The organism is Frateuria aurantia DSM 6220 (assembly GCF_000242255.2).
GTDB lineage: Bacteria > Pseudomonadota > Gammaproteobacteria > Xanthomonadales > Rhodanobacteraceae > Frateuria > Frateuria aurantia.
In genome coordinates this window covers 2,598,738-2,617,344 of record NC_017033.1, presented here as the reverse complement: position 1 = coordinate 2,617,344, position 18,607 = coordinate 2,598,738, and the positions used below count along the sequence as shown (strand labels likewise).

Genomic DNA, 18,607 nt, shown 5'->3' with positions numbered 1-18,607 from the left:
TCCAAGACATGAAATTTTCCGAAAACTGGTTGCGCGAGCTGGTCAGTATCGATGCCGATCGCGAGACCTTGTCGCACGGCCTGACCATGGCCGGCCTGGAAGTCGAAGAACTCACCGTGCTGGGCGAAAGCCTGGATGGCGTGGTCGTCGGCGAGATCGTCGAGGCCGTGCGCCACCCGGAGGCTGATCGCCTGCAGATCTGCCAGGTCTCGATCGGCCAGTCCGAGCCGCTGCAGATCGTCTGTGGCGCACCCAATGCCCGCGTCGGTCTGAAGGCACCGCTGGCCACGGTCGGGACCCAGCTGAGTCCCGATTTCAAGATCCGCCCGGCCAAGCTGCGCGGGGTTGAGTCCTTCGGCATGCTGTGCTCGGCCAAGGAGCTGGGACTGGACGAGGATGCATCCGGTCTGTTCGAACTGCCAGCCGATGCGCCGGTGGGTACGCCCATCAGTGATTACCTGCAGCTGCCCGATGCCTGTTTCGAACTGAAGCTGACGCCGAACCGCTCCGATTGCCTGGGCCTGTATGGTCTGGCGCATGACGTGGCGGCGCTGTTCGGTGGTGAAGTGCGCAAGCCGGGTGCGATGGCAGTGGCGGCGACCAGCGAGGCGCGCCGGACGATCAGCCTGCAGGCCGGCAAGGACGCGCCGCGTTATCTGGGCCGGGTGATCGAAGGCATCGATGCAACGGCCGCCACGCCGTTGTGGATGGCCGAGCGGCTGCGTCGCTCCGGCCTGCGTCCCATCAGTGCGGTGGTCGATGTTACCAACTACGTGATGCTGGAGCTGGGCCAGCCCATGCATGCCTATGACAACGCCACCGTGCAGGGCGATATCGTGGTGCGTCATGGCGCGGACGGCGAACCGCTGAAACTGCTGAACGGCGCCGAGGCCAGGCTGGGCAACCAGTTCGTTGTCGTGGCCGACCAGGCGCAGGCGCTGGGTGTCGGCGGCATCATTGGCGGCGAAGCCTCCAAGGTCACCGACGCGACGCGCGATGTGTTTCTGGAGGCGGCGCATTTCATTCCTTCCGCGATCATGGGGCGGGCCCGCAAGCTGGGCCTGCATACCGATGCCTCGCATCGTTTCGAGCGCGGCGTGGATCCCTGGCTGCCGGATCGTGCCATCGAGCGGGCCACCGAGCTGCTGCTGCAGATCGTCGGCGGCCGGCCCGGCCCGGTGGTCAGTGCCGAAATCGAGCAGGGGTCGAGCCTGCCGCAGCCGATCCTGCTGCGTCGCGCCCGCTTGGCTCGGGTACTGGGCATCAGCGTCGCCGATGCCGAGGTCGCACGCATTTTCGCGACCCTGGGCATGAAAGTGGAGACCCTGGAGCAGGGCTGGACCATCACCGCGCCCAGCAGCCGCTTTGATATCGAGCGTGAAGAAGACCTGATCGAGGAAGTCGCCCGCATCTACGGCTACGACCGGATTCCCACCCATGCGCCCAGCGGTCAGCTGCAGGTGGCGGTGGAGCCGGAAGCGAAGATCGGCGAATTGGCCTTGCGCGAGCAGTGGGCAGCCCGTGGCTATTACGAGGCGGTCAATCTGGCCTTTGTCAGCGCCGAGTTGCTGCAGCGCTGGGGGCTGGCCAAGCCCTGGGTCGAGCTGGCCAATCCTTTGTCGGCCGATCTGGGCGTGATGCGTCCTTCCTTGCTGCCCGGGCTGATCGATGCCCTGCATCACAACCAGGCACGGCAGCAGGCTCGCGTGCGTCTGTTCGAGCTGGGGCGGGTCTTCGCTGCACCTGCAGTCGAGGGCGAGGCCCCGCTGGAAGCGCCGAGCTTTGCCGCCGTCGTCAGCGGCAGCGCCGCCCTCGAGCAATGGGGGCTGGCTGGTCGTCCGATCGATTTCTACGATCTGAAGGGCGACCTGGATGCCTGCCTGAACTGGGGTGGCGAGCCGCAACGCTGGACGCTGGATACGGCCGGGCTGCCCAGCTGGCTGCACCCAGGTCGATCCGCCCGGCTGCTGCACGATGGCAAAGCCGTGGGCGTGATCGGCGCCTTGCATCCGCAGCTCAGCCGCGAACTGGATCTGACCGGCGAAGTCTATGTGCTGGAAGCGAACCTGGCGGCCCTGACCGGTCGTCGCCTGCCGCAGGCCCGGCCGATTCCGCGTTATCCCTCGGTGCGTCGTGATCTGGCTCTGGATTTTCCGGAGGCTACGGCGTGGGCACAGATCGATGCCTTGCTGCGCGAGCGGCTGGGCGAGCGTCTGGTCGAGCTGCGATTGTTCGACTGCTATCGTGGCCAAGGTGTCGAAGCAGGGCGAAAGAGTCTGGCTATGGGCTTGATTTTGCAGGACACATCGCGCACGCTTACGGATGACGATGCTGATCACTGTGTCCGCGAGGCCGTGACTGCACTGGAGCAAACATGCAAGGCGAAATGGCGAGGATAAGATGGCGCTGACCAAGGCGGAGCTGGCTGAGCGGCTGTTCCTCGAAGTGGGACTGAACAAGCGGGAAGCCAAAGAGTTTGTCGACGCCTATTTCGAGGTGGTGCGCGATGCTCTGGCACATGGCGACCAGGTGAAATTGTCGGGTTTCGGCAACTTTGATTTGCGAGAGAAGAATCAGCGGCCTGGGCGCAATCCCAAGACCGGTGAGGAGATTCCCATTTCGGCACGGCGCGTGGTGACGTTCCGGCCGGGACAAAAACTCAAGGTGAGGGTCGAAGGCTATGCTGGACCAAGGGAATAACACCGAACTGCCCGTCATTCCGGCCAAGCGCTACTTCACCATCGGTGAAGTAGGCGACCTTTGCGGAGTCAAACCGCATGTGTTGCGCTACTGGGAGCAGGAGTTCCCGGCACTGAACCCGGTCAAGCGCCGGGGCAATCGCCGTTATTACCAGCGGCATGATGTCTTGATGATCCGCCAGATCCGCTCCCTGCTGTATGACGAAGGCTTTACCATCACGGGCGCCCGCGCCCGTCTGGAAGGGCCGCAGGGGCGGATGGAAGCGAGCATTTCCACCCAGATCGTGCGTCAGGTGCGGTTGGAGCTGGAGGAAGTCCAGCAGCTGTTGCGACAGATATAAAGTTTTTTTGCGCTGGAGGCTTCCAGTTTGCTCAACAAATCTTTATACTTGTCGTCTTGCTGATGAAGCAGTCGGGGCGTAGCGCAGCCTGGTAGCGCATCTGCCTGGGGGGCAGAGGGTCGTGGGTTCGAATCCCGCCGCCCCGACCAATCTTCACAGCAAGCGATACTTCCAAGTATCGGCCGGGTTCTTTGTCGAGAGTCCGATGAGATCCAGTACGGATCATGTGATCCCGAATTGATCTGAGAAGCATTTGAAGATCTCCATTCAAGCCTGTCACTGTTCCCGGTGAGGGTTTTTTTGTGCCTGTCTTTTGCCGTATTGCAGGCTGAAGGTCGGTGTGTCGGCAGGAATCCCATCTTTTCGTCGGTCTGTTGATAGCCGTGGTTCATTGGCTTATGGCCATGGGTTGTAAGTCGCTGCTTATACCCGGCGTTGACCGGTCGGCATTTGGCGCTATCCTCGGGGCAGTATGGGATTCATATCACCTGCAGCAAGAGCGGGGCGGTTTGATCTCGCGGCGCAGTCGAGGAGTGAACAATGATCAAGCAAGCGTTGATGGCATCTGCCGTCCTGGGCCTGGCGGCCTGTGCCCAACCGGCCCAGCACACCTACGTGCATGATGCGGTATCCAGCCGACTGTTCCTGTACCAGCCGTCTTCGGACGGCAGTGCCGTACTCGACGTGGTTCGCGCCAACGGCCTGTTCGGCGGTGGCTGCGCCACCGAACTGAAGATCGATGGCCGGGTTGTCGCCCAGTTCCAGCAGGGCGAGCGGGCCTCTTTCCATCTGGTGCCGGGCAGCCATCGGCTGGAGGCTCGTCACTTCGGTGCCTGCAAGGCCGGCAGCGTGAGTCTCACTGCCGAGCTGGACGCGGGACGGCATCCGACCCTGGCCATCGGCTCGCATGGCGAGTCGTTGGGCTGGGTGCCGGCCGGCCAGTCCTGACGGCCGGGGACTGATCACAAGGCATGGATGGTACTTTGCAGGATCTGAATGATCTGTATTTTTACGCGGCCGTCGTGGAGCATGCGGGTTTTTCCGCGGCGGGACGCGCTCTGGGCATCCCGAAATCCAGGCTCAGCAAGCGGATCGCGCGACTGGAAGAGCGGCTCGGGGTACGGCTGTTGCAGCGGACCACCCGTCGCTTCGTGGTGACCGAGGTCGGCGACCGTTTCTATCAGCACTGTCGTGCGATGCTGGAAGAGGCTCGGGCCGCGCAGGATGCCATTGACGAACTGCGCACCGAGCCGCGCGGCATCTTGCGGATCAGCTGCCCGGTGTCACTGGTCACTTCCTTGCTGGCGCCGGTGCTGCCAGCCTTTCTGAAGGCCCATCCCAAGGTTCAGGTGAGGCTGCTGTCCAGCAACCGGCGGGTGGATGTGATCGGCGAGGGCTATGATGTCGCGATCCGGGTGCGGGACAAGCTGGATACCGATGCGACCATGATTCTGCGCAGCTTCGGCCAGACCCGCAGCCTGCTGGTGGCCAGTCCCGCCTTTCTCGGCCACTACGGGCATCCGAGCCGGCCAGAACAGATTGCCGACTGGCCGGCACTGTCGATGTTCGAGGTCGAGGGACCCCAGCAATGGGAGCTGATCAGCGAAAGCGGCGAAAAGGTGATGCAGCCGATCCAGCCCAGGCTGGTTACCGGTGACTTTTCCGCCTTGCTGCAGGCCGCGGTGCAAGGGGTGGGGGTGGGCCTTATTCCGCAGGATGCCTGCGCGCCGTTGATTGCCAGCGGTCAGCTGGAAGTGGTGCTGCCAACCTGGGAAACGCCTCAAGGCACGCTGCATTTCGTCTATCCGAGTCGCCGCGGCATGTTGCCGGCGGTGCGGAGCTTTGTCGATTTTCTGGCCAGGCGTCTGCCTGAAATCCAGCAGGCCCGGCGTACCGAGTCTTGTGACAACCGTCCGCCACAGGCATTGATCGACGGCTGAAGCCCATGCGGCAGCCTTCCTCAAGGTCGTGCTACCATCTTGTTCACTATCCAGACGTCCATACTGCCGTGTCCATTCAGATTCAAACCAAGCTTCCCAAGGTCGGAACCACGATTTTCAGCGTCATGAGCCAGCTGGCCGCCGAGCACGGCGCGATCAATCTGGGGCAGGGATTTCCTGACTTCGAGCCGCCCGAGGCCTTGCGTGAAGCGGTGTCGCGGGCCATGGCCGACCACAAGAACCAGTATGCCCCGGGGATCGGGATCGGTCCGTTGCGCGAGCAGATCGCGTTGAAGATTGCCCGTCTCTACGGCTGCGAAGTCGATCCGGCCACCGAGATCACCATCACCTCCGGTGCCACCGAGGCCTTGTTCTCGGCCATCGCCGCCCTGGTCAGCGCAGGCGACGAAGTCATCGTGATCGATCCGGCCTATGACAGCTACGAACCTGCCATCGAACTGCAGGGCGCCCGCCCCGTGCGCGTGCCGCTGGCGCAGCCGGATTTCCGCGTCGACTGGCAGCGCATCCGCGAGGCGGTCACGCCGAAGACCCGGATGATCATCGTCAACAGTCCCAACAATCCCAGCGGTTCGGTATTCAGCCGCGCCGATCTGGATGAGCTGGCGGCGCTGACCCGGGGTACCCGCATCGTGGTGCTGTCCGACGAGGTCTACGAACATATCGTCTACGGTCCGGAAGGGCACCAGAGCGTGCTGCGTCATCCGGAACTGGCCGGTCGCAGCGTGGTGGTGTCGAGCTTCGGCAAGACCTACCACTGCACCGGCTGGAAGCTGGGCTATGCGGTGGCACCGACGGCCCTGTCGCAGGAATTCCGCAAGGTCCACCAGTATCTGACGTTCTGCACCTTCAACCCGGCGCAGTGGGCCTTTGCCGAGTTCATGGCCGATTGCCCCGAGCACTATCTGGAGCTGCCGGCCTTTTACCAGGCCAAGCGGGATCGTTTCCAGGCCTTGCTGAAGCCGTCGCGGCTGCGGCTGCTGGATGTGCCGGGCGGCTATTTCCAGCTGGTCGACTATTCGGCCATTCGCGACGAGGATGATGTGGATTTCAGCCGCTGGCTGATCACCGAGGCCGGCGTCGCCGGTATACCTTTGACTCCCTTCTATGCAGAAGCGCCGGGTACCCGCCTGCTGCGACTGTGCTTTGCCAAGAGCGAGGCCACCATGGAAGCTGCTGCGGAGCGCCTGTGCAAACTCTGACCATCTCCCTGATCCAGGGCGCGACCCGCTGGCATGATGCCGAGGCCAACCGTGCCTATTATGCCGGCCTGATCGCGCAGGCAGCCCCCAGCGATCTGCTGGTGCTGCCTGAAACCATGATGTCGGGCTTCACCCAGGATACGCGTGCCACGGTCGACACCATGGACGGCCCGGGGCTGGCCTGGATGCGCGAACAGGCCCGGCTGAGCGGAGCAACGGTCACCGGCAGCCTGGCGATCCGTGATGGCGAGACCATCTACAATCGTCTGCTGTGGGTGCGTCCGGATGGCAGCTACGACTGCTACGACAAGCGTCATCTGTTCCGGATGGCGGAAGAGCACAAGCGCTACGGCAGCGGTACGGCGCGGCCGATTCTGGAGATCCGTGGCTGGCGGATTCTGCCCCAGGTCTGCTATGACCTGAGATTTCCGGTGTGGTTGCGCAATCGGCGCGACGAGTCGCAGGCCGGCGGCATGGACTATGACCTGGCCTTGTTCGTGGCCAACTGGCCGGTGGGGCGTCGTCATGCCTGGCGGACGCTGCTGCGGGCCCGTGCGATCGAGAACCTGGCTTTTGTGGTTGGCGTGAACCGGGTCGGGGTGGATGGCCATGACCTGAGCTACTCCGGTGATTCCGCCGTGATCGATCCGTTGGGCGAGGCCCTGGTGGAGCTCGGCGCAGTGGAGCAGGTCACTACGGTGCGGCTGGATCCGGCGCATTTGCTGGCCCATCGGCAGCGCTTTCCGGCCTGGATGGATGCCGACGACTTCAGCTTGCAGGTGGATTGACGGCAGAGGGCGAGGCGCATCCGCGCCAGCCACAAAAAAGGCCGGCACCGCGAGGTGCCGGCCTTTTTTGTGCTGACATGACCGCTTCAGCGCGGCAGTGCCGCCAGCAAGGCATCGGCGGCCTCCTGCGGCCGGCCGATGACGGCCAGCTGGGCCGACTCGAGAATCGGACGCTGGATCAGGCGCGGATGCTCGACCATGGCCTGGATCAGCGCCATCTCCCCGAGTGTCGGTTCATCCAGGCCCAGCTCGCGATACAGCGGCTCATCGCGTCGGATGACATCACGTGCCGGCAGACCCAGCTTGGCCAGCAGCGCCTGCATCTCGTCGATGCTGGGTGGCTGCTCCAGATACAGTACGACCTCGGGCTGCAGGCCCAGGGCCTGCAGGTGCTGCAGCAGGCCTCGCGACTTGCTGCAGCGGGGGTTGTGATAGAGGCGCAAGTCCTTCGGGCTCATCATCCGTATCGCTTAGCGGTTGCCGGAACGATTGCCGCCATTGCCGCCCGGGCGCGGACCGCGGTTGCCGCCTTGCGGCCCGCGATTGCCGGACTGCGGACCACGTGCGCCCTGCGGGCCACGATTGCCACCCTGGCCGCCGCGACCACCGACCTGCGGGCCGCGACCACCTTGCGGGCCACGTCCGCCGGCACCCTGGGGACCGCGGTTGCCACCGGACTGGGGTCCACGACCGCCGGCGGGACCGCCGCGGCGCTGGGCGCCACCGGTCGGGCCGGCACCGTTGCCGAAGCTGCCACGGGGGCTGCGGCCACCCGGCGAGCGGGTGCTGTTGCCGTTGGCCTGACCGAAGCCGCCGCCTTCACGGGCATCGCCGGCGAACCAGGTGCGCACCGAAGGCAGTTCCTGGCCCGGAGCGACGCCGCGCTTGCCGCCACGGCCGCCGGGCTTGCCGCCGCGCTCGGGGCGCAGCACGTTGCCGTTGACTTCACGACCACCGGGGCGGCCGCCACCATGGCTGCCGCGACCGCCGGGACGGCCGCCACGGCCGCGCGGTGCTTCGTCACGAACGCGGTCGAAAGCCCGCAGTTCACGAGCCTCATCCTGGCTGCCGCCGGACCAGGCCTGGCCACGGCCCTGTTCGGGGCGGTATTCGGTCTGGTGACGCGAGGTGCGGCGCTGGTTGACGACCGGGCTCAGGGTCAGGGTCGGCTGGCTTTCGCCCAGGCCGGCATCGGCCCGCAGCGACTTGGCCGTGTCGGCATCAAGCGCTTCGCAGGCACCACGGCGCAAGGTGCGGGGCAGTTCGACGCGACCGTAGCGGATGCGCTTCAGGCGGCTGACCAGAAAGCCCTGCGAGTCCCACAGGCGGCGGACCTCGCGGTTGCGGCCCTCGCGGATCACGACGCGGAACCAGCTGTGGCTGCCGCCGCGGCTGATGATGGCGACATCATCGAAATGGGCCGGACCGTCATCCAGTTCGACGCCTTTCTTCAACTGCTCGATCACTTCATCGGGCACTTCGCCATGGACCCGGCACAGGTATTCGCGCTCCAGACCGCTGCTGGGATGCATCAGCGCGTTGGCCAGTTCGCCATCACTGGTCAACAGCAGCAGGCCGGTGGTGTTGATGTCCAGGCGGCCGACGGCGATCCAGCGGGCGCCTTTCAGACGCGGCAGCTGCTCGAACACGGTCGGGCGACCTTCGGGATCTTCGCGGGTGGTCACCACGCCTTCGGGCTTGTGGTAGACCAGCACTTCGGACTCTTCGCGCTGATCGGTGGCGACGACGAACTGCTTGCCGTCGATCTGCACGCGGTCACCGGCGCGGACGCTGGAGCCCAGGTCCGCCGGCTGGCCATTGACGACGACCTCACCGGCCTGGATGCGCTGTTCCAGCATCCGCCGCGAGCCGAGGCCGCCATTGGCCAGCACCTTGTGCAGACGTTCTTCCAGAGCCGGGGCGGTGGCCTCGGCGGGGGTGTTGCGCTTGAGGGTCAAAACGGATTTGGTGGGCGCATTCATGCGCTGTGCTCCTGGCTATCTGGTAGGTCGGCGGCGCTCTCGGCGCTCGCCGTTGCCGCGGCCTGGTCGGCGGCGGCGGTATGGGATGCTGCGGAGATCGCGCCATCGGCGGTTTCTCCGGCATCGGTGTCAGTAGGCCGGTCCGCAAGGACGCATGCCGTCAGCAGCTCCGGATCGAAGTCCGCAGCAGGATCTTGGAGGGCCCGGATCTCTGCCAGGCTGGGCAGCTGATCCAGGGACTTCAAATTGAAATGATCGAGAAATGCGCGGGTGGTGCCGTACAGCGCCGGGCGTCCGGGAACGTCCCGGTGTCCGACCACGCGGACCCACTCGCGTTCTTCCAGGGTCTTCATGATGCTGGTCGATACCGCCACCCCGCGGACCTGCTCGATCTCGGGCCGGGTGATCGGCTGGCGATAGGCGATCAAGGCCAGGGTCTCCAGCAAGGCTCGCGAATAGCGGGCCGGCTTTTCGCGCCACAACGGACTCAGCCAGGAATGGATCTCCTGCCGGACCTGATAGCGGTAGCCGGAAGCGACCTGTACCAGTTCGATGCCCCGGCCCGCGCAATCGGCGGACAGCGCTTCCAGCGCCCGGTCCAGCTGATCGCGGTCGACTTCCGCTTGCTCGGCAAACAACTCGCGCAGCCGGCCCGGACTCAGCGGCTGGCTGCTTGCCAGCAGCGCCGCTTCCAGAATCGGTTTGAGTTGGTCAATCTGCATGCGTACCCAATCAACTCTCTGGATATGAATCCACCGCGATGGCGGCTTCTTCGGAACTTGCGGAGGCCTTGATCCGGACGTGGATCACGCTCAGCGGAGCCTCCTGGACAATCTCGATCAGGCTTTCCTTGGCCAGCTCCAGCACCGCCAGCAAGGTCACCACCACGCCCAGTCGGCCTTCGACCGGTTGAAACAGATGCTCGAAGCGTTGCGGCTGGCCGGACTGCAGGGCCTTCAGCAGTTCGGCCATACGTTGCCTTACGCTCAAGGCTTCGCGCCGGATGGCGTGATGGCTGAACAGTTCAGCCCGGCCCAGAACCTGTCGCAGTGCCAGCAGCAGTTCGTCCATGGCCAAGGACGGTGGCAGTCTCGTCACCGTTCCCGACGAGCTGTCGGCATGCGCCACCGCCGTATCGCGTTCCAGTCGCGGCTGCCGGTCCAGCTGTTCGGCCGCCTGCTTGAAGCGCTCGTATTCCTGCAGACGTCGCACCAGTTCGGCCCGTGGATCCTCTTCCAGACCTTCCTCGACGGGCGGGCGAGGAAGCAGCAAGCGGGATTTGATTTCAGCGAGGATGGCCGCCATCAAAAGATATTCGGAGGCCAGTTCCAGTCGCATCAGCTCGTGCATCATTTCGATATACCCCATGTACTGGCGGGTGATATCGGCAATGGGAATGTCGAGAATGTCCAGATTCTGCTTGCGGATCAGATACAGCAACAGGTCGAGCGGGCCTTCGAAGGACTCCAGAACCACTTCCAGCGCATCCGGCGGAATATACAGATCCCGTGGCATCTGCAGCACCGGCTCGCCATGGACCTTGACCCTGGACGTGTCGCCAGAGTGGGGCCGTTCGGCAGCCGGCTCCGTCACATGCGGTGCCTGGGACTCAGAAGACTTGTTGCTCATCCATCCACATGACGGCCGATGTTCGCGGCACTGTCGTTCAAAACGCAAATCAGATCCGTCACCGCCATGGGCAGCCATTGTCCGCCGGCGCCAACAGTACAGGTGAAAGTCAAGGATAGCCGTCATCAAGGCCGGATCATGGCGCTGCATCAAGGCAGGCTTCCATCCGGTCCGACATCCGTCACCGTGCAACGCACCCCGGTATCCAGGGCATTTCATTCATCAGCGTCCCCGACACCCCAGGCCACAGCGGGCGGATGCAGTGCAGGGTGACAACAGGCACATAGCCGAAACCGCAAGCCCGAACAAGTCACAGGCCGGCAAAGGGTTCTAGCTGAATGGCCACAGGGTATCGTCAGATGGACGCCAAGTCCAGTGCCTGACGTCAAATAGTCACAAATGATCAGCCCCCGGTCAGCAGGGAGGCCTGCTGACCGGACGGGATCACCGCCCCGGATTCAGTGCGGCGTGCGGCTGCTCGTCGAGGAGGTATCCCGCAGCTCGCGACGGAGGATCTTGCCGACATTCGATTTGGGCAGGCTGTCACGGAATTCGATGGTCTTCGGCCGTTTGTAGCCGGTGAGGTTGTCACGGCAGAAGGCTTTCAGTGCTTCTACCGTCAGCTTCGGGTCGCGTTTGACCACGAACAGCTTGACCGCTTCGCCAGAATGCTCGTCGGGCACGCCGACCGCCGCCACCTCGGCCACGCCGGGATGGGCCATCACGGCATCTTCGACTTCATTGGGATAGACGTTGAAGCCCGAGACCAGAATCATGTCCTTCTTGCGATCGACGATATAGACCAGACCATCGGCATCGATGCGAGCCACGTCGCCGGTGTGCAGCCAACCATCCGGACTCAGTGTCTTGGCGGTCTCGTCGGGACGCTGCCAGTAACCTTGCATGACCTGAGGACCCTTGATCATCAGCTCGCCGACCTCGCCCAGTGGCAACGGTTCGTTCTGTTCGGACCAGATCGCGGCCTGGGTGCTGGAGATCGGCAGGCCGATCGAGCCGTTGTAGGCTTTGATGTCATAGGCGTTGATGCAGGCCGCCGGGGCGGTTTCGGTCAGGCCGTAGGCTTCCAGCAGCGTGCAGCCGGTGGCTTTCTTCCAGCGCTCGGCCACCGAGCGCTGGACGGCCATGCCGCCGCCCAGAGTCAGCTTGAGGTGGGAAAAGTCCAGCTCGTCGAAGCCCGGTGTATTCAGCAGCCCGTTGAACAAGGTGTTGACTCCGGTCATGGCCGTGAAAGGAACCTTCTTCAGCTCCTTGATAAAGCCGGGCATGTCGCGAGGATTGGTGATCAGGTAGTTCAGGCCGCCCAGCCGCATGAAGGTGAAGCAGTTGGCCGTCAGCGAGAAGATATGGTACAGCGGCAGCGCCGTGATGATGATTTCCTGGCCCGGGGTGGCGACAGGGCCGACCCAGGCACCGGTCTGCAGCAGGTTGGCCACCATATTGCCGTGGCTCAGCATGGCGCCCTTGGCCACTCCGGTGGTACCGCCGGTATATTGCAGAAAGGCCAGGTCCTCGTGGCTCAAGCTGGGCCTGGGCACGGGCTGGGAGGCGCCCAGACGCAAGGCATCAGTGAATTTGACAGCGCCTGGCAAGCTGAAGGCAGGCACCATTTTCTTGACCTTGCGCAGCACGAAATTGACCAGCTGTGCCTTGGGGAAGCCCAGCAGATCACCAATGCCGGTGACGACGACATGACGTACATCGGTCTGGCCGATCACCGAGGCGAGGGTGGCGGCAAAGTTCTCCACGACCACGATGGCCTTGGCGCCGGCATCCTTGAGCTGGTGCTGCAGTTCGCGGCCGGTGTACAGCGGATTGGTGTTGACCACCACCAGGCCTGCGCGCAGCGCGCCCAGCAGGGCAATCGGATATTGCAGGACATTGGGCATCATCAGGGCGATGCGATCGCCTTTGACCAGATTGAGCTGTCCGGTCAGATAGCCGGCGAACTGGCCGCTCAGCTGTTCCAGCTGGCGGTAGTTCAATACCTTGCCCATATTGGCATACGCCGGCCGATCGGCGAACTGCCTGAAGGTCTCCTCCAGCATCTCGGGGATCGAGGCGTAGCTGTTGAGATCGATCTCGGCTGGTACGCCTTCGGGATAGCGTGCCAACCACGGTTGCTCGATACTCATTGCATCCTTCCTTATTGATTTCCATGGGCAAGAGCCCATCCTTTCAGGGCCCCGATCAACGCGCAGCATTTCAGCATGGGGTCATGGATCGGGCAAGTTGCAATGCAGCGCATGGTCGCAGCTGTCGTGCACGGCTGTCGTGGCGTGGTCCCAGATGAGCCAAGCCCGGTGCTTGGCCGCACTGCAATGCCCTGCATGGTGACTGCTGTACTGCACTGCGGCAAGGGGACGCCGGTCGCAGGTCGGCGGATATGCCCGCATCGAAACGGCAGGCAGGCAGGGGCTGGGGTCAGCCGCAGGCCGATTTCCGGACGGTTCGGGCAAAGCCGGCGGAACAGGGCGTAACAAGGCGGGGCGGCACCGGACGTTGCAAACGCCCCCACCTCCCGTCATGAGGCTACAATGGCTTGGCACCCATGGGACTGGATCATGATCAAGCGAGTGATGTTTCTGTCGGCGGCCGTGTTCACGATGGCGGCCTGTTCCACGATGGCCGATCTGCGCCGGGACAAGCCCGATCTGGAGCTCAGTACCCACAAGACGCCGGATGATTACGGCATGTGCCTGTCCACGGCCTGGGGATCCACCAGCATCAACAATCTGCAGGAAGGCTGGCTGCCCGACAAAAAAGGCTACAACGTTTCCCTGCTGGGCGGCATGGGCGCCGATGCGGTCATGGACGCCGAGCCGCAGCCCGACGGCAGCACCAAGGTCACGATCTGGTATCGCTCCAAAGCCTTCGGCTATGGAGCGCGAGAAACCGCACGGGCCAAGTCCTGTCTTTGACAGCCATGTGGCAGCGGCGTCGACGCTCCGGCTGCAGAGCGGGAGCTTCAATACAAGGGGGCTTGAGTGATCAGGGTTGATCGGTACGTTCTGGTGCAGCCTTTCCGCGAAAGTCCCGGCCATCTCGCCAGATTGCCATTCGGGCACGCAAATCGGTGAGAAGGCGGGTGCGATGCGCTGAACTGGTGCCGCTTGTCCGAATCGAACGGACGACCTACTGATTACAAATCAGTTGCTCTACCGACTGAGCTAAAGCGGCAAGGTGGGCAAGTCTAGCAGTTGCCCGCCGTTTTGGGGAGCCGGCAGGCACGGGATCAGGAAACGGCAGCTTCGGCGGCGGCCGCTTCCAGGCTGGCGCTCCAGATCGCCAGGCCCTGCAGCACGCTGTCTACCCGCAGCACCGAGGGCAGCGACAGCCACGCGGGGAGGGGGGCGGCGTCGCCGCCGGCCAGCCGCAATTGCACCGAGGTGCCCAGCTGGCGTTCGATCTGGCCATGGAAGCGCTCGATCAGGGCGATGCAGGCCTGCCAGGCGCCGGACATCAACCCGTCCTCGGTATTGGTGGCCACCGGGACCAGATGGCCTTGCTGCTGCAGGCGGACCTGGACGGTGGCGCCAAGCACGGATTGCTGCATCAGACGCGGGCCTGGGGCGATCAGTCCGCCCAGATGGCGGCCATCGGCATCGATGGCATCCAGGGCCAAGGCGGTGCCGATCGAGGCGATCACGGTGGGGCCTGGATAGTCGGCGCGGGCAGCGATCATCGCCAGAAAGCGGTCGATGCCCAGCCGGCCGGGCTGGCTGTAGCCATTGGTGATGCCGCAGGCAGCTGCCGGAGTCCGCAGCCAGTCCGGCTTGAGCCGGAAGCATTCCCGGGTCAGATGTTCCAACCGCGCTTCGCGCTCGCCGTCGACCACCGAGGCCGCCCAGATCCGGGTCGGCAAGGGCAGGGCCAGCCAGGGCTGGCCAAGATCGTCATCCAGCTGTTCGCTCCAGGCGGCGGCACCGTCGGTGACAGGCTGATCCTGATCATCGAGCAATAGCCACTTGATACGGGTGTTGCCAAGGTCCAGCAATAGTCTCATGCGCGTCGTACCGATACCTCAGCGCTGTCGACACGCTGGATTCCATTCGGGGTGATGACTTGCAGGGCGCCATCGGCATCGATGCCGGCGCCCAGGCCTTCGAAAGCGTGGGTGGCGGTCTCGACCCGCAGGGGTTGATCGCGCAGCCCGTCAAGGCGGGCAAAGTCGTCGCTGAAGGCGGCCAGGCCTTCGCGTTCGAACTGGCGCAGACCGACCGCCAATTGGCTGATCAGGCGGGCCGCCATCAGATTGCGGCCTGGCGGGGTGCCGCCGGCCAGTTCGGCCAGGTCGCTGACCGGCTGGCCGGCCTGGGCCCGCAGATCCTCGGGCAGCCGCAGGTTGAGTCCGACGCCGATCACGGCGGCGCAGGGGCCTTGGTATTCGCCGATCAGCTCGACCAGGATGCCGCCCAGCTTGCCTTGTTTGCAGATGATGTCGTTGGGCCACTTCAGGGCGACACCTTGCAGCTGCAGTTGTTCCAGGGTCCGGGCCACCATCACGCCGACGGCCAATGACAGCCCGCTCAAGGCGCTGAAGCCGCGCTCGAAGCGCTTGAAGCAGGACAGATACAGGTTGAGTCCGGGCGGTGACAACCAGCTTCGTCCACGACGACCACGTCCGGCACTCTGGGTTTCGGCCATGACCACGCTGAGATCTGGCAGGCTCAGGCCTCCGCGCAGCAGTTCACTGGAGGTGGAGTCAATATCCCAATGCAGGTCCAGCGGCCCGGGGCAAGCCGGCCCCTCGACTGGCAGCAAGGCCCGGATGGTCGGGATGTCCAGCAATTCGGTCGACCAGGGCAGTTGATAACCCTGGCGTCCGACCGTCCGGATCGGCAGTCCCTGTTCGCGCAGTGCGGCGATCTGCTTCCAGATGGCCGCACGAGTGATGCCGGCCTGTCTGGCCAGCGCCGTGCCGGCATGGCACTCGCCATCCGCCAGTGTCCGCAGAATCATCGCCGCCGTGGTCATGACGCCGTGGACTTGCGTTCGGCGACACCGTGGCAAGGCGTGTCCTTGCCCGGGCAGGCCTGAGGGAGGGGAAGGCATTTCATGCGGCGTATAGTACCGCAGCCGGCCTTGGCGTCGCTCATTTGACGCGCCTGCAAAAAAGCTGGCATCAGTCTTCGATTCCTGCGAGTATCGGAGGATCTGTCCGGATGGTGCCGGGGCCCATGCCGAAGTTCATCAAACTATCAGTGCTTGGCTGCCTGCTGGGGATGTCGGCGGGGGCCGTGATCGCGTCTTCCTTGCGGGATGTATCGGCGACGCGTTTGTCCGGAGAGGCGGCTATCGAAGGTGCTGCCGAAGGCTCTGCCGTCTCCCCACGGCCTGCCCGTGCCGCTTCGTCCGCGGGGGGTGGCCAGAATCGCCGCTTTCGTGAAGCCAGTGGCGGCTTCGAGGCCCCGCCGTTGCATGCGATTCCCGCCCAGAGTCCGAATGCGCCGCTGCCGCCGTCATGGCAGTCGCTGCTGCCCGGCGCGATCCGGCTCTGACCGGCCCCGTCCTGACTCAGGACAGCGGTGGCAGATTGACCGTGAAGCGGGCGCCTCCGAATTCCGGAGAGCGATCCACCACCAGTTCGCCACGATAGACCTTGACGAGATCCTGCACGATGGACAGGCCGATGCCGTGGCCCTGTACCCGTTCATCGCCGCGGACGCCGCGCTGCAGGATCTTCTCGACCTTGGCCTCCTCGATGCCCGGGCCGTCATCCTCGACGCTGATCTGCATGCCGTTGCGCAGCCGGCCGACCTCGCTGGTGATCTTCACCACCAGCAGCACATGATGATTGGCCCATTTGAAGGCGTTTTCCAGCAAGTTGCCCAACAGCTCCAGCAGATCACCCTGCTCACCATAGAACGCGGCGGCATCTTCGATGTCGAATTCGCACAGCACATTCTTGGCGGCGTAAACCTTCTCCAGACCGCGCACCAGATCTTCGGCATGACTGATGATGGGGATGGCGGTGGCAAACGTCTGGCGGCCGCTGGCGGCGGCGCGTGCCAGCTGATAGGCGACCAGTTCATCCATGCGCCGGACCTGGGACAGCACGTCCTGGCGCAGGCCATTGTCCTGGGCATGGGACTCCAGCGCCGAACGGATGACGGCCAGCGGCGTCTTCAGGCTGTGGGCCAGATCGGCCAGGGTATGTCGATAGCGGGTACGCTGGTCGCGCTCGCTGTCGATGAAGGCATTGATGCGGTGGGTCAGTGACTGCAGTTCGACCGGATAGTCATTGGCCAGATGTTCGCGCTGGCCCTGCTCGATCTGATTCATGTCGGTCACCACCTGCCGCAGGGGCGTAAGGCTCCAGCGCAGCAGAGACAGTTGCAGCACGATCAGGAAGACACCGACGATGCCCAGGCCGCCGATGATGGATTGGCGATACACCCGGTTCAGGCTTTCCAGTTGCAGGTCTTCCTGGGCGATGGTGACGGTCAGCGGAATCGAGCGGCCGCTGGGCAGGTCGAACGCCACGCCCCAGGCGTAGTAGTAGAGCCGGCCCGAAGGCGTATCCACCGGACCCACGAAGCGGCTTTCGCCCGGTTTCAGGGTCTGCGCGAACGGGAAATGATGACCAATCGCCGAGGACGAGCGCCAGGTTTTCTGCTGGCTGCTGATGATGGCGTAGAGGCCCGAGCCAGGCTGGGAAAACCGGGGCACCGCCGGGAGATCGGGCGGCAGCAGTTGCCTGCCGTCGCGATCGAACTCGGTATAGGTCAGGTAATACAGGGCATAGCTGCGCAGCGTGTCGGCCATGTCGCTGACCGCCCGCTGATTTTCGCTGCGCAGCATGATGACGCCGATCAGTCCGAGAAAGACCGCGACCACCAGACCCGTTGCCAGCGCCGCGCGGGCGGCCAGCGAGTGAGGGGGGCGGGTTCGACCGGGCTTATTCGTCTTCGGCGTCGCTGCGGGGGATGGCGAAGCGATATCCGCGTCCACGAACTGTCTCGATAGGCTTGAGAATCCCTTCCGGGTCGAGTTTCCTGCGCAGTCGGCCGATAAAGACTTCCAGCACATTGGAGTCGCGATCGAAGTCCTGCTGATAAATGTGCTCGGTCAGATCGGCCTTGGAGACCAGTTCGCCGGCATGCAGGATCAGGTATTCCAGCACTTTGTATTCGTAGCTGGTCAGGTCGACGGCCTTGCCTTCCACCATCACGGTCTGGGCGGTGGTGTCGAGCTTGATCGGGCCGCAGGCCAGAATGGGCTTGGACCAGCCGCTGGCGCGGCGTACCAGGGCGTTGATCCGGGCCAGCAGCTCCTCGACATGGAAGGGTTTGACCAGATAGTCGTCGGCACCGTGCTTGAGGCCTTCGACCTTGTCTTGCCAGCTGCCACGGGCGGTCAGGATCAGAATCGGGTAACGCTGGCCATGCTCGCGCAAGGCCTTGACCAGCTCCATGCCAGGCAGCTTGGGCAGGCCCAGATCGATGATGGCCAGATCAAACGGGACTTCACGTCCCAGATACAGACCTTCCTCACCATCCTGGGCTGCGTCGACCGCAAAGCCATCGCGCTTGAGTCGTGCAGCCAAGGTTTCCCGCAGCGGCGCTTCGTCCTCTACCAGCAGGATGCGCATCTATACATTCTCCTCATGAATTCGGGGCGTTGTCGTGCAAGGGGTCCATTGTATGTGGACTTGCCCCATTTTTGCTCGCCGGGGTGGACAGCGACAAGGTGCGGATATGTCCGTTCGGCAACAGGATCTTGATCCGATGGATATACAAATGTCCATGCCCTACCGTGGAGGCGGTCAGAATCTGGCCATGGGTCTCGGACTGGGCTCTTGCCACGGCATCCTCCAGTGACAATTCAGGCTGCAGGTGCTGCGCCTGAGCCGAGCCCAGCCAGAGCAGGCCGAGCATTGCCGCTGCCATTTGGGTTGCCATGCGGGGGACTCCTGGGAACAAGGGGACAGAGCGTGCCGGTCCATCATACGTCAGTGCCGCGGCCCGGCCCATGCATCGGGCATGGC

Annotated in this window: 19 protein-coding genes and 2 tRNA genes; 10 read left to right on the top strand and 11 right to left on the bottom strand. The window is 64.1% G+C overall.

What is annotated here, in order from left to right:
* The first annotated feature begins 8 nt into the window (after nt 1-8).
* From pheT to FRAAU_RS12065, 8 genes are all read left to right on the top strand, one after another.
* A complete protein-coding gene (gene pheT / locus FRAAU_RS12100; RefSeq protein WP_014403812.1) occupies nt 9-2,399 on the top strand; it encodes a phenylalanine--tRNA ligase subunit beta in 2,391 nt (796 codons plus the stop codon).
* Between the two features lies 1 nt (nt 2,400).
* Nucleotides 2,401-2,700: an integration host factor subunit alpha gene (gene ihfA, locus FRAAU_RS12095; protein ID WP_014403811.1), complete on the top strand. Its 300-nt coding sequence runs from the start codon at nt 2,401-2,403 to the stop codon at nt 2,698-2,700.
* Nucleotides 2,681-3,040, top strand: a complete 360-nt coding sequence (locus FRAAU_RS12090; protein ID WP_014403810.1) for a MerR family transcriptional regulator — start codon at nt 2,681-2,683, stop codon at nt 3,038-3,040. Before ihfA ends, FRAAU_RS12090 begins: the two co-directional genes overlap by 20 nt.
* A gap of 72 nt (nt 3,041-3,112) precedes the next feature.
* Nucleotides 3,113-3,189, top strand: a tRNA-Pro gene (locus FRAAU_RS12085).
* Nucleotides 3,190-3,598: 409 nt separating this feature from the next.
* Entirely contained in the window at nt 3,599-3,988 is a 390-nt protein-coding gene (locus tag FRAAU_RS16600; RefSeq protein WP_156803416.1) for a hypothetical protein, read from the top strand.
* 23 nt (nt 3,989-4,011) lie between these two features.
* Nucleotides 4,012-4,980 carry a LysR substrate-binding domain-containing protein gene (locus FRAAU_RS12075; protein ID WP_014403808.1) on the top strand — a complete coding sequence of 323 codons (969 nt, stop codon included), beginning with the start codon at nt 4,012-4,014 and terminating at the stop codon, nt 4,978-4,980.
* A gap of 125 nt (nt 4,981-5,105) precedes the next feature.
* Complete coding sequence (locus tag FRAAU_RS12070; protein WP_245546376.1) at nt 5,106-6,200, top strand: methionine aminotransferase; 1,095 nt, start codon at nt 5,106-5,108, stop codon at nt 6,198-6,200.
* Complete coding sequence (locus tag FRAAU_RS12065) at nt 6,188-6,988, top strand: amidohydrolase (RefSeq protein WP_014403806.1); 801 nt, start codon at nt 6,188-6,190, stop codon at nt 6,986-6,988. Before FRAAU_RS12070 ends, FRAAU_RS12065 begins: the two co-directional genes overlap by 13 nt.
* An 86-nt stretch (nt 6,989-7,074) precedes the next feature.
* Here FRAAU_RS12065 and arsC read toward each other — a convergent pair whose 3' ends face one another.
* From arsC to FRAAU_RS12040, 5 genes are all read right to left on the bottom strand, one after another.
* Nucleotides 7,075-7,446: an arsenate reductase (glutaredoxin) gene (gene arsC / locus FRAAU_RS12060; RefSeq protein WP_014403805.1), complete on the bottom strand. Its 372-nt coding sequence runs from the start codon at nt 7,444-7,446 to the stop codon at nt 7,075-7,077.
* A gap of 12 nt (nt 7,447-7,458) precedes the next feature.
* On the bottom strand, nt 7,459-8,970 hold the full coding sequence (locus FRAAU_RS12055; RefSeq protein ID WP_014403804.1) for a pseudouridine synthase: 1,512 nt from the start codon (nt 8,968-8,970) through the stop codon (nt 7,459-7,461).
* A complete protein-coding gene (scpB, locus tag FRAAU_RS12050; protein WP_014403803.1) occupies nt 8,967-9,692 on the bottom strand; it encodes an SMC-Scp complex subunit ScpB in 726 nt (241 codons plus the stop codon). The genes FRAAU_RS12055 and scpB overlap by 4 nt, the downstream gene beginning before the upstream one ends.
* Nucleotides 9,693-9,702: 10 nt before the next feature.
* Entirely contained in the window at nt 9,703-10,599 is an 897-nt protein-coding gene (locus FRAAU_RS12045; RefSeq protein WP_014403802.1) for a segregation and condensation protein A, read from the bottom strand.
* Nucleotides 10,600-11,057: 458 nt separating this feature from the next.
* Nucleotides 11,058-12,752 (bottom strand): AMP-binding protein, encoded by a 1,695-nt coding sequence (locus FRAAU_RS12040; protein ID WP_014403801.1) that lies wholly within the window; start codon nt 12,750-12,752, stop codon nt 11,058-11,060.
* A gap of 402 nt (nt 12,753-13,154) precedes the next feature.
* Here FRAAU_RS12040 and FRAAU_RS12035 point away from each other — a divergent pair, with 402 nt between their 5' ends.
* Nucleotides 13,155-13,538, top strand: coding sequence for a hypothetical protein (locus FRAAU_RS12035; RefSeq protein WP_014403800.1), 384 nt, complete (start codon nt 13,155-13,157; stop codon nt 13,536-13,538).
* A 183-nt stretch (nt 13,539-13,721) separates the two neighbouring features.
* Here the strand turns inward: FRAAU_RS12035 and FRAAU_RS12030 are convergent.
* The 3 genes from FRAAU_RS12030 to FRAAU_RS12020 all read right to left on the bottom strand — a co-directional run bounded on the left by FRAAU_RS12030 (nt 13,722) and on the right by FRAAU_RS12020 (nt 15,579).
* Nucleotides 13,722-13,797: transfer RNA gene (locus FRAAU_RS12030), tRNA-Thr, on the bottom strand.
* A 55-nt stretch (nt 13,798-13,852) separates the two neighbouring features.
* The gene (locus tag FRAAU_RS12025) at nt 13,853-14,623 is read right to left on the bottom strand and encodes a type III pantothenate kinase (protein WP_014403799.1); all 771 of its coding nucleotides are present in this window, start codon (nt 14,621-14,623) and stop codon (nt 13,853-13,855) included.
* Nucleotides 14,620-15,579, bottom strand: a complete 960-nt coding sequence (locus FRAAU_RS12020) for a biotin--[acetyl-CoA-carboxylase] ligase (protein ID WP_245546369.1) — start codon at nt 15,577-15,579, stop codon at nt 14,620-14,622. The genes FRAAU_RS12025 and FRAAU_RS12020 overlap by 4 nt, the downstream gene beginning before the upstream one ends.
* A gap of 218 nt (nt 15,580-15,797) precedes the next feature.
* Between FRAAU_RS12020 and FRAAU_RS12015 the strand changes: the two genes are divergently transcribed.
* A complete protein-coding gene (locus FRAAU_RS12015) occupies nt 15,798-16,118 on the top strand; it encodes a hypothetical protein (RefSeq protein WP_156803415.1) in 321 nt (106 codons plus the stop codon).
* A gap of 16 nt (nt 16,119-16,134) precedes the next feature.
* On the opposite strand, the gene FRAAU_RS12010 is transcribed toward FRAAU_RS12015, so the two are convergent.
* Genes FRAAU_RS12010 through FRAAU_RS12000 form a run of 3 tightly spaced genes read right to left on the bottom strand, consistent with a single transcriptional unit; the run spans nt 16,135 to nt 18,521 of the window.
* Nucleotides 16,135-17,571 carry an ATP-binding protein gene (locus FRAAU_RS12010; RefSeq protein ID WP_014403796.1) on the bottom strand — a complete coding sequence of 479 codons (1,437 nt, stop codon included), beginning with the start codon at nt 17,569-17,571 and terminating at the stop codon, nt 16,135-16,137.
* Nucleotides 17,519-18,211 carry a response regulator transcription factor gene (locus FRAAU_RS12005; protein WP_014403795.1) on the bottom strand — a complete coding sequence of 231 codons (693 nt, stop codon included), beginning with the start codon at nt 18,209-18,211 and terminating at the stop codon, nt 17,519-17,521. Before FRAAU_RS12005 ends, FRAAU_RS12010 begins: the two co-directional genes overlap by 53 nt.
* Nucleotides 18,212-18,224: 13 nt before the next feature.
* Nucleotides 18,225-18,521, bottom strand: a complete 297-nt coding sequence (locus FRAAU_RS12000; RefSeq protein ID WP_014403794.1) for a hypothetical protein — start codon at nt 18,519-18,521, stop codon at nt 18,225-18,227.
* Nucleotides 18,522-18,607: the final 86 nt, after the last annotated feature.

What these genes read in the sequence shown, in the direction of transcription:
- FRAAU_RS12035 (WP_014403800.1), top strand. Translation starts at nt 13,155, where the DNA reads ATGGCTTGGCACCCATGGGACTGGATCATGATCAAGCGAGTGATGTTT.
- FRAAU_RS12025 (WP_014403799.1), bottom strand. Translation starts at nt 14,623, where the DNA reads ATGAGACTATTGCTGGACCTTGGCAACACCCGTATCAAGTGGCTATTG.
- FRAAU_RS16600 (WP_156803416.1), top strand. Translation starts at nt 3,599, where the DNA reads ATGGCATCTGCCGTCCTGGGCCTGGCGGCCTGTGCCCAACCGGCCCAG.
- ihfA (WP_014403811.1), top strand. Translation starts at nt 2,401, where the DNA reads ATGGCGCTGACCAAGGCGGAGCTGGCTGAGCGGCTGTTCCTCGAAGTG.
- FRAAU_RS12055 (WP_014403804.1), bottom strand. Translation starts at nt 8,970, where the DNA reads ATGAATGCGCCCACCAAATCCGTTTTGACCCTCAAGCGCAACACCCCC.
- scpB (WP_014403803.1), bottom strand. Translation starts at nt 9,692, where the DNA reads ATGCAGATTGACCAACTCAAACCGATTCTGGAAGCGGCGCTGCTGGCA.
- FRAAU_RS12020 (WP_245546369.1), bottom strand. Translation starts at nt 15,579, where the DNA reads ATGATTCTGCGGACACTGGCGGATGGCGAGTGCCATGCCGGCACGGCG.
- FRAAU_RS12005 (WP_014403795.1), bottom strand. Translation starts at nt 18,211, where the DNA reads ATGCGCATCCTGCTGGTAGAGGACGAAGCGCCGCTGCGGGAAACCTTG.
- FRAAU_RS12075 (WP_014403808.1), top strand. Translation starts at nt 4,012, where the DNA reads ATGGATGGTACTTTGCAGGATCTGAATGATCTGTATTTTTACGCGGCC.
- FRAAU_RS12040 (WP_014403801.1), bottom strand. Translation starts at nt 12,752, where the DNA reads ATGAGTATCGAGCAACCGTGGTTGGCACGCTATCCCGAAGGCGTACCA.
- arsC (WP_014403805.1), bottom strand. Translation starts at nt 7,446, where the DNA reads ATGAGCCCGAAGGACTTGCGCCTCTATCACAACCCCCGCTGCAGCAAG.
- FRAAU_RS12045 (WP_014403802.1), bottom strand. Translation starts at nt 10,599, where the DNA reads ATGAGCAACAAGTCTTCTGAGTCCCAGGCACCGCATGTGACGGAGCCG.
- FRAAU_RS12015 (WP_156803415.1), top strand. Translation starts at nt 15,798, where the DNA reads ATGCCGAAGTTCATCAAACTATCAGTGCTTGGCTGCCTGCTGGGGATG.
- FRAAU_RS12000 (WP_014403794.1), bottom strand. Translation starts at nt 18,521, where the DNA reads ATGGCAACCCAAATGGCAGCGGCAATGCTCGGCCTGCTCTGGCTGGGC.
- pheT (WP_014403812.1), top strand. Translation starts at nt 9, where the DNA reads ATGAAATTTTCCGAAAACTGGTTGCGCGAGCTGGTCAGTATCGATGCC.
- FRAAU_RS12090 (WP_014403810.1), top strand. Translation starts at nt 2,681, where the DNA reads ATGCTGGACCAAGGGAATAACACCGAACTGCCCGTCATTCCGGCCAAG.
- FRAAU_RS12070 (WP_245546376.1), top strand. Translation starts at nt 5,106, where the DNA reads ATGAGCCAGCTGGCCGCCGAGCACGGCGCGATCAATCTGGGGCAGGGA.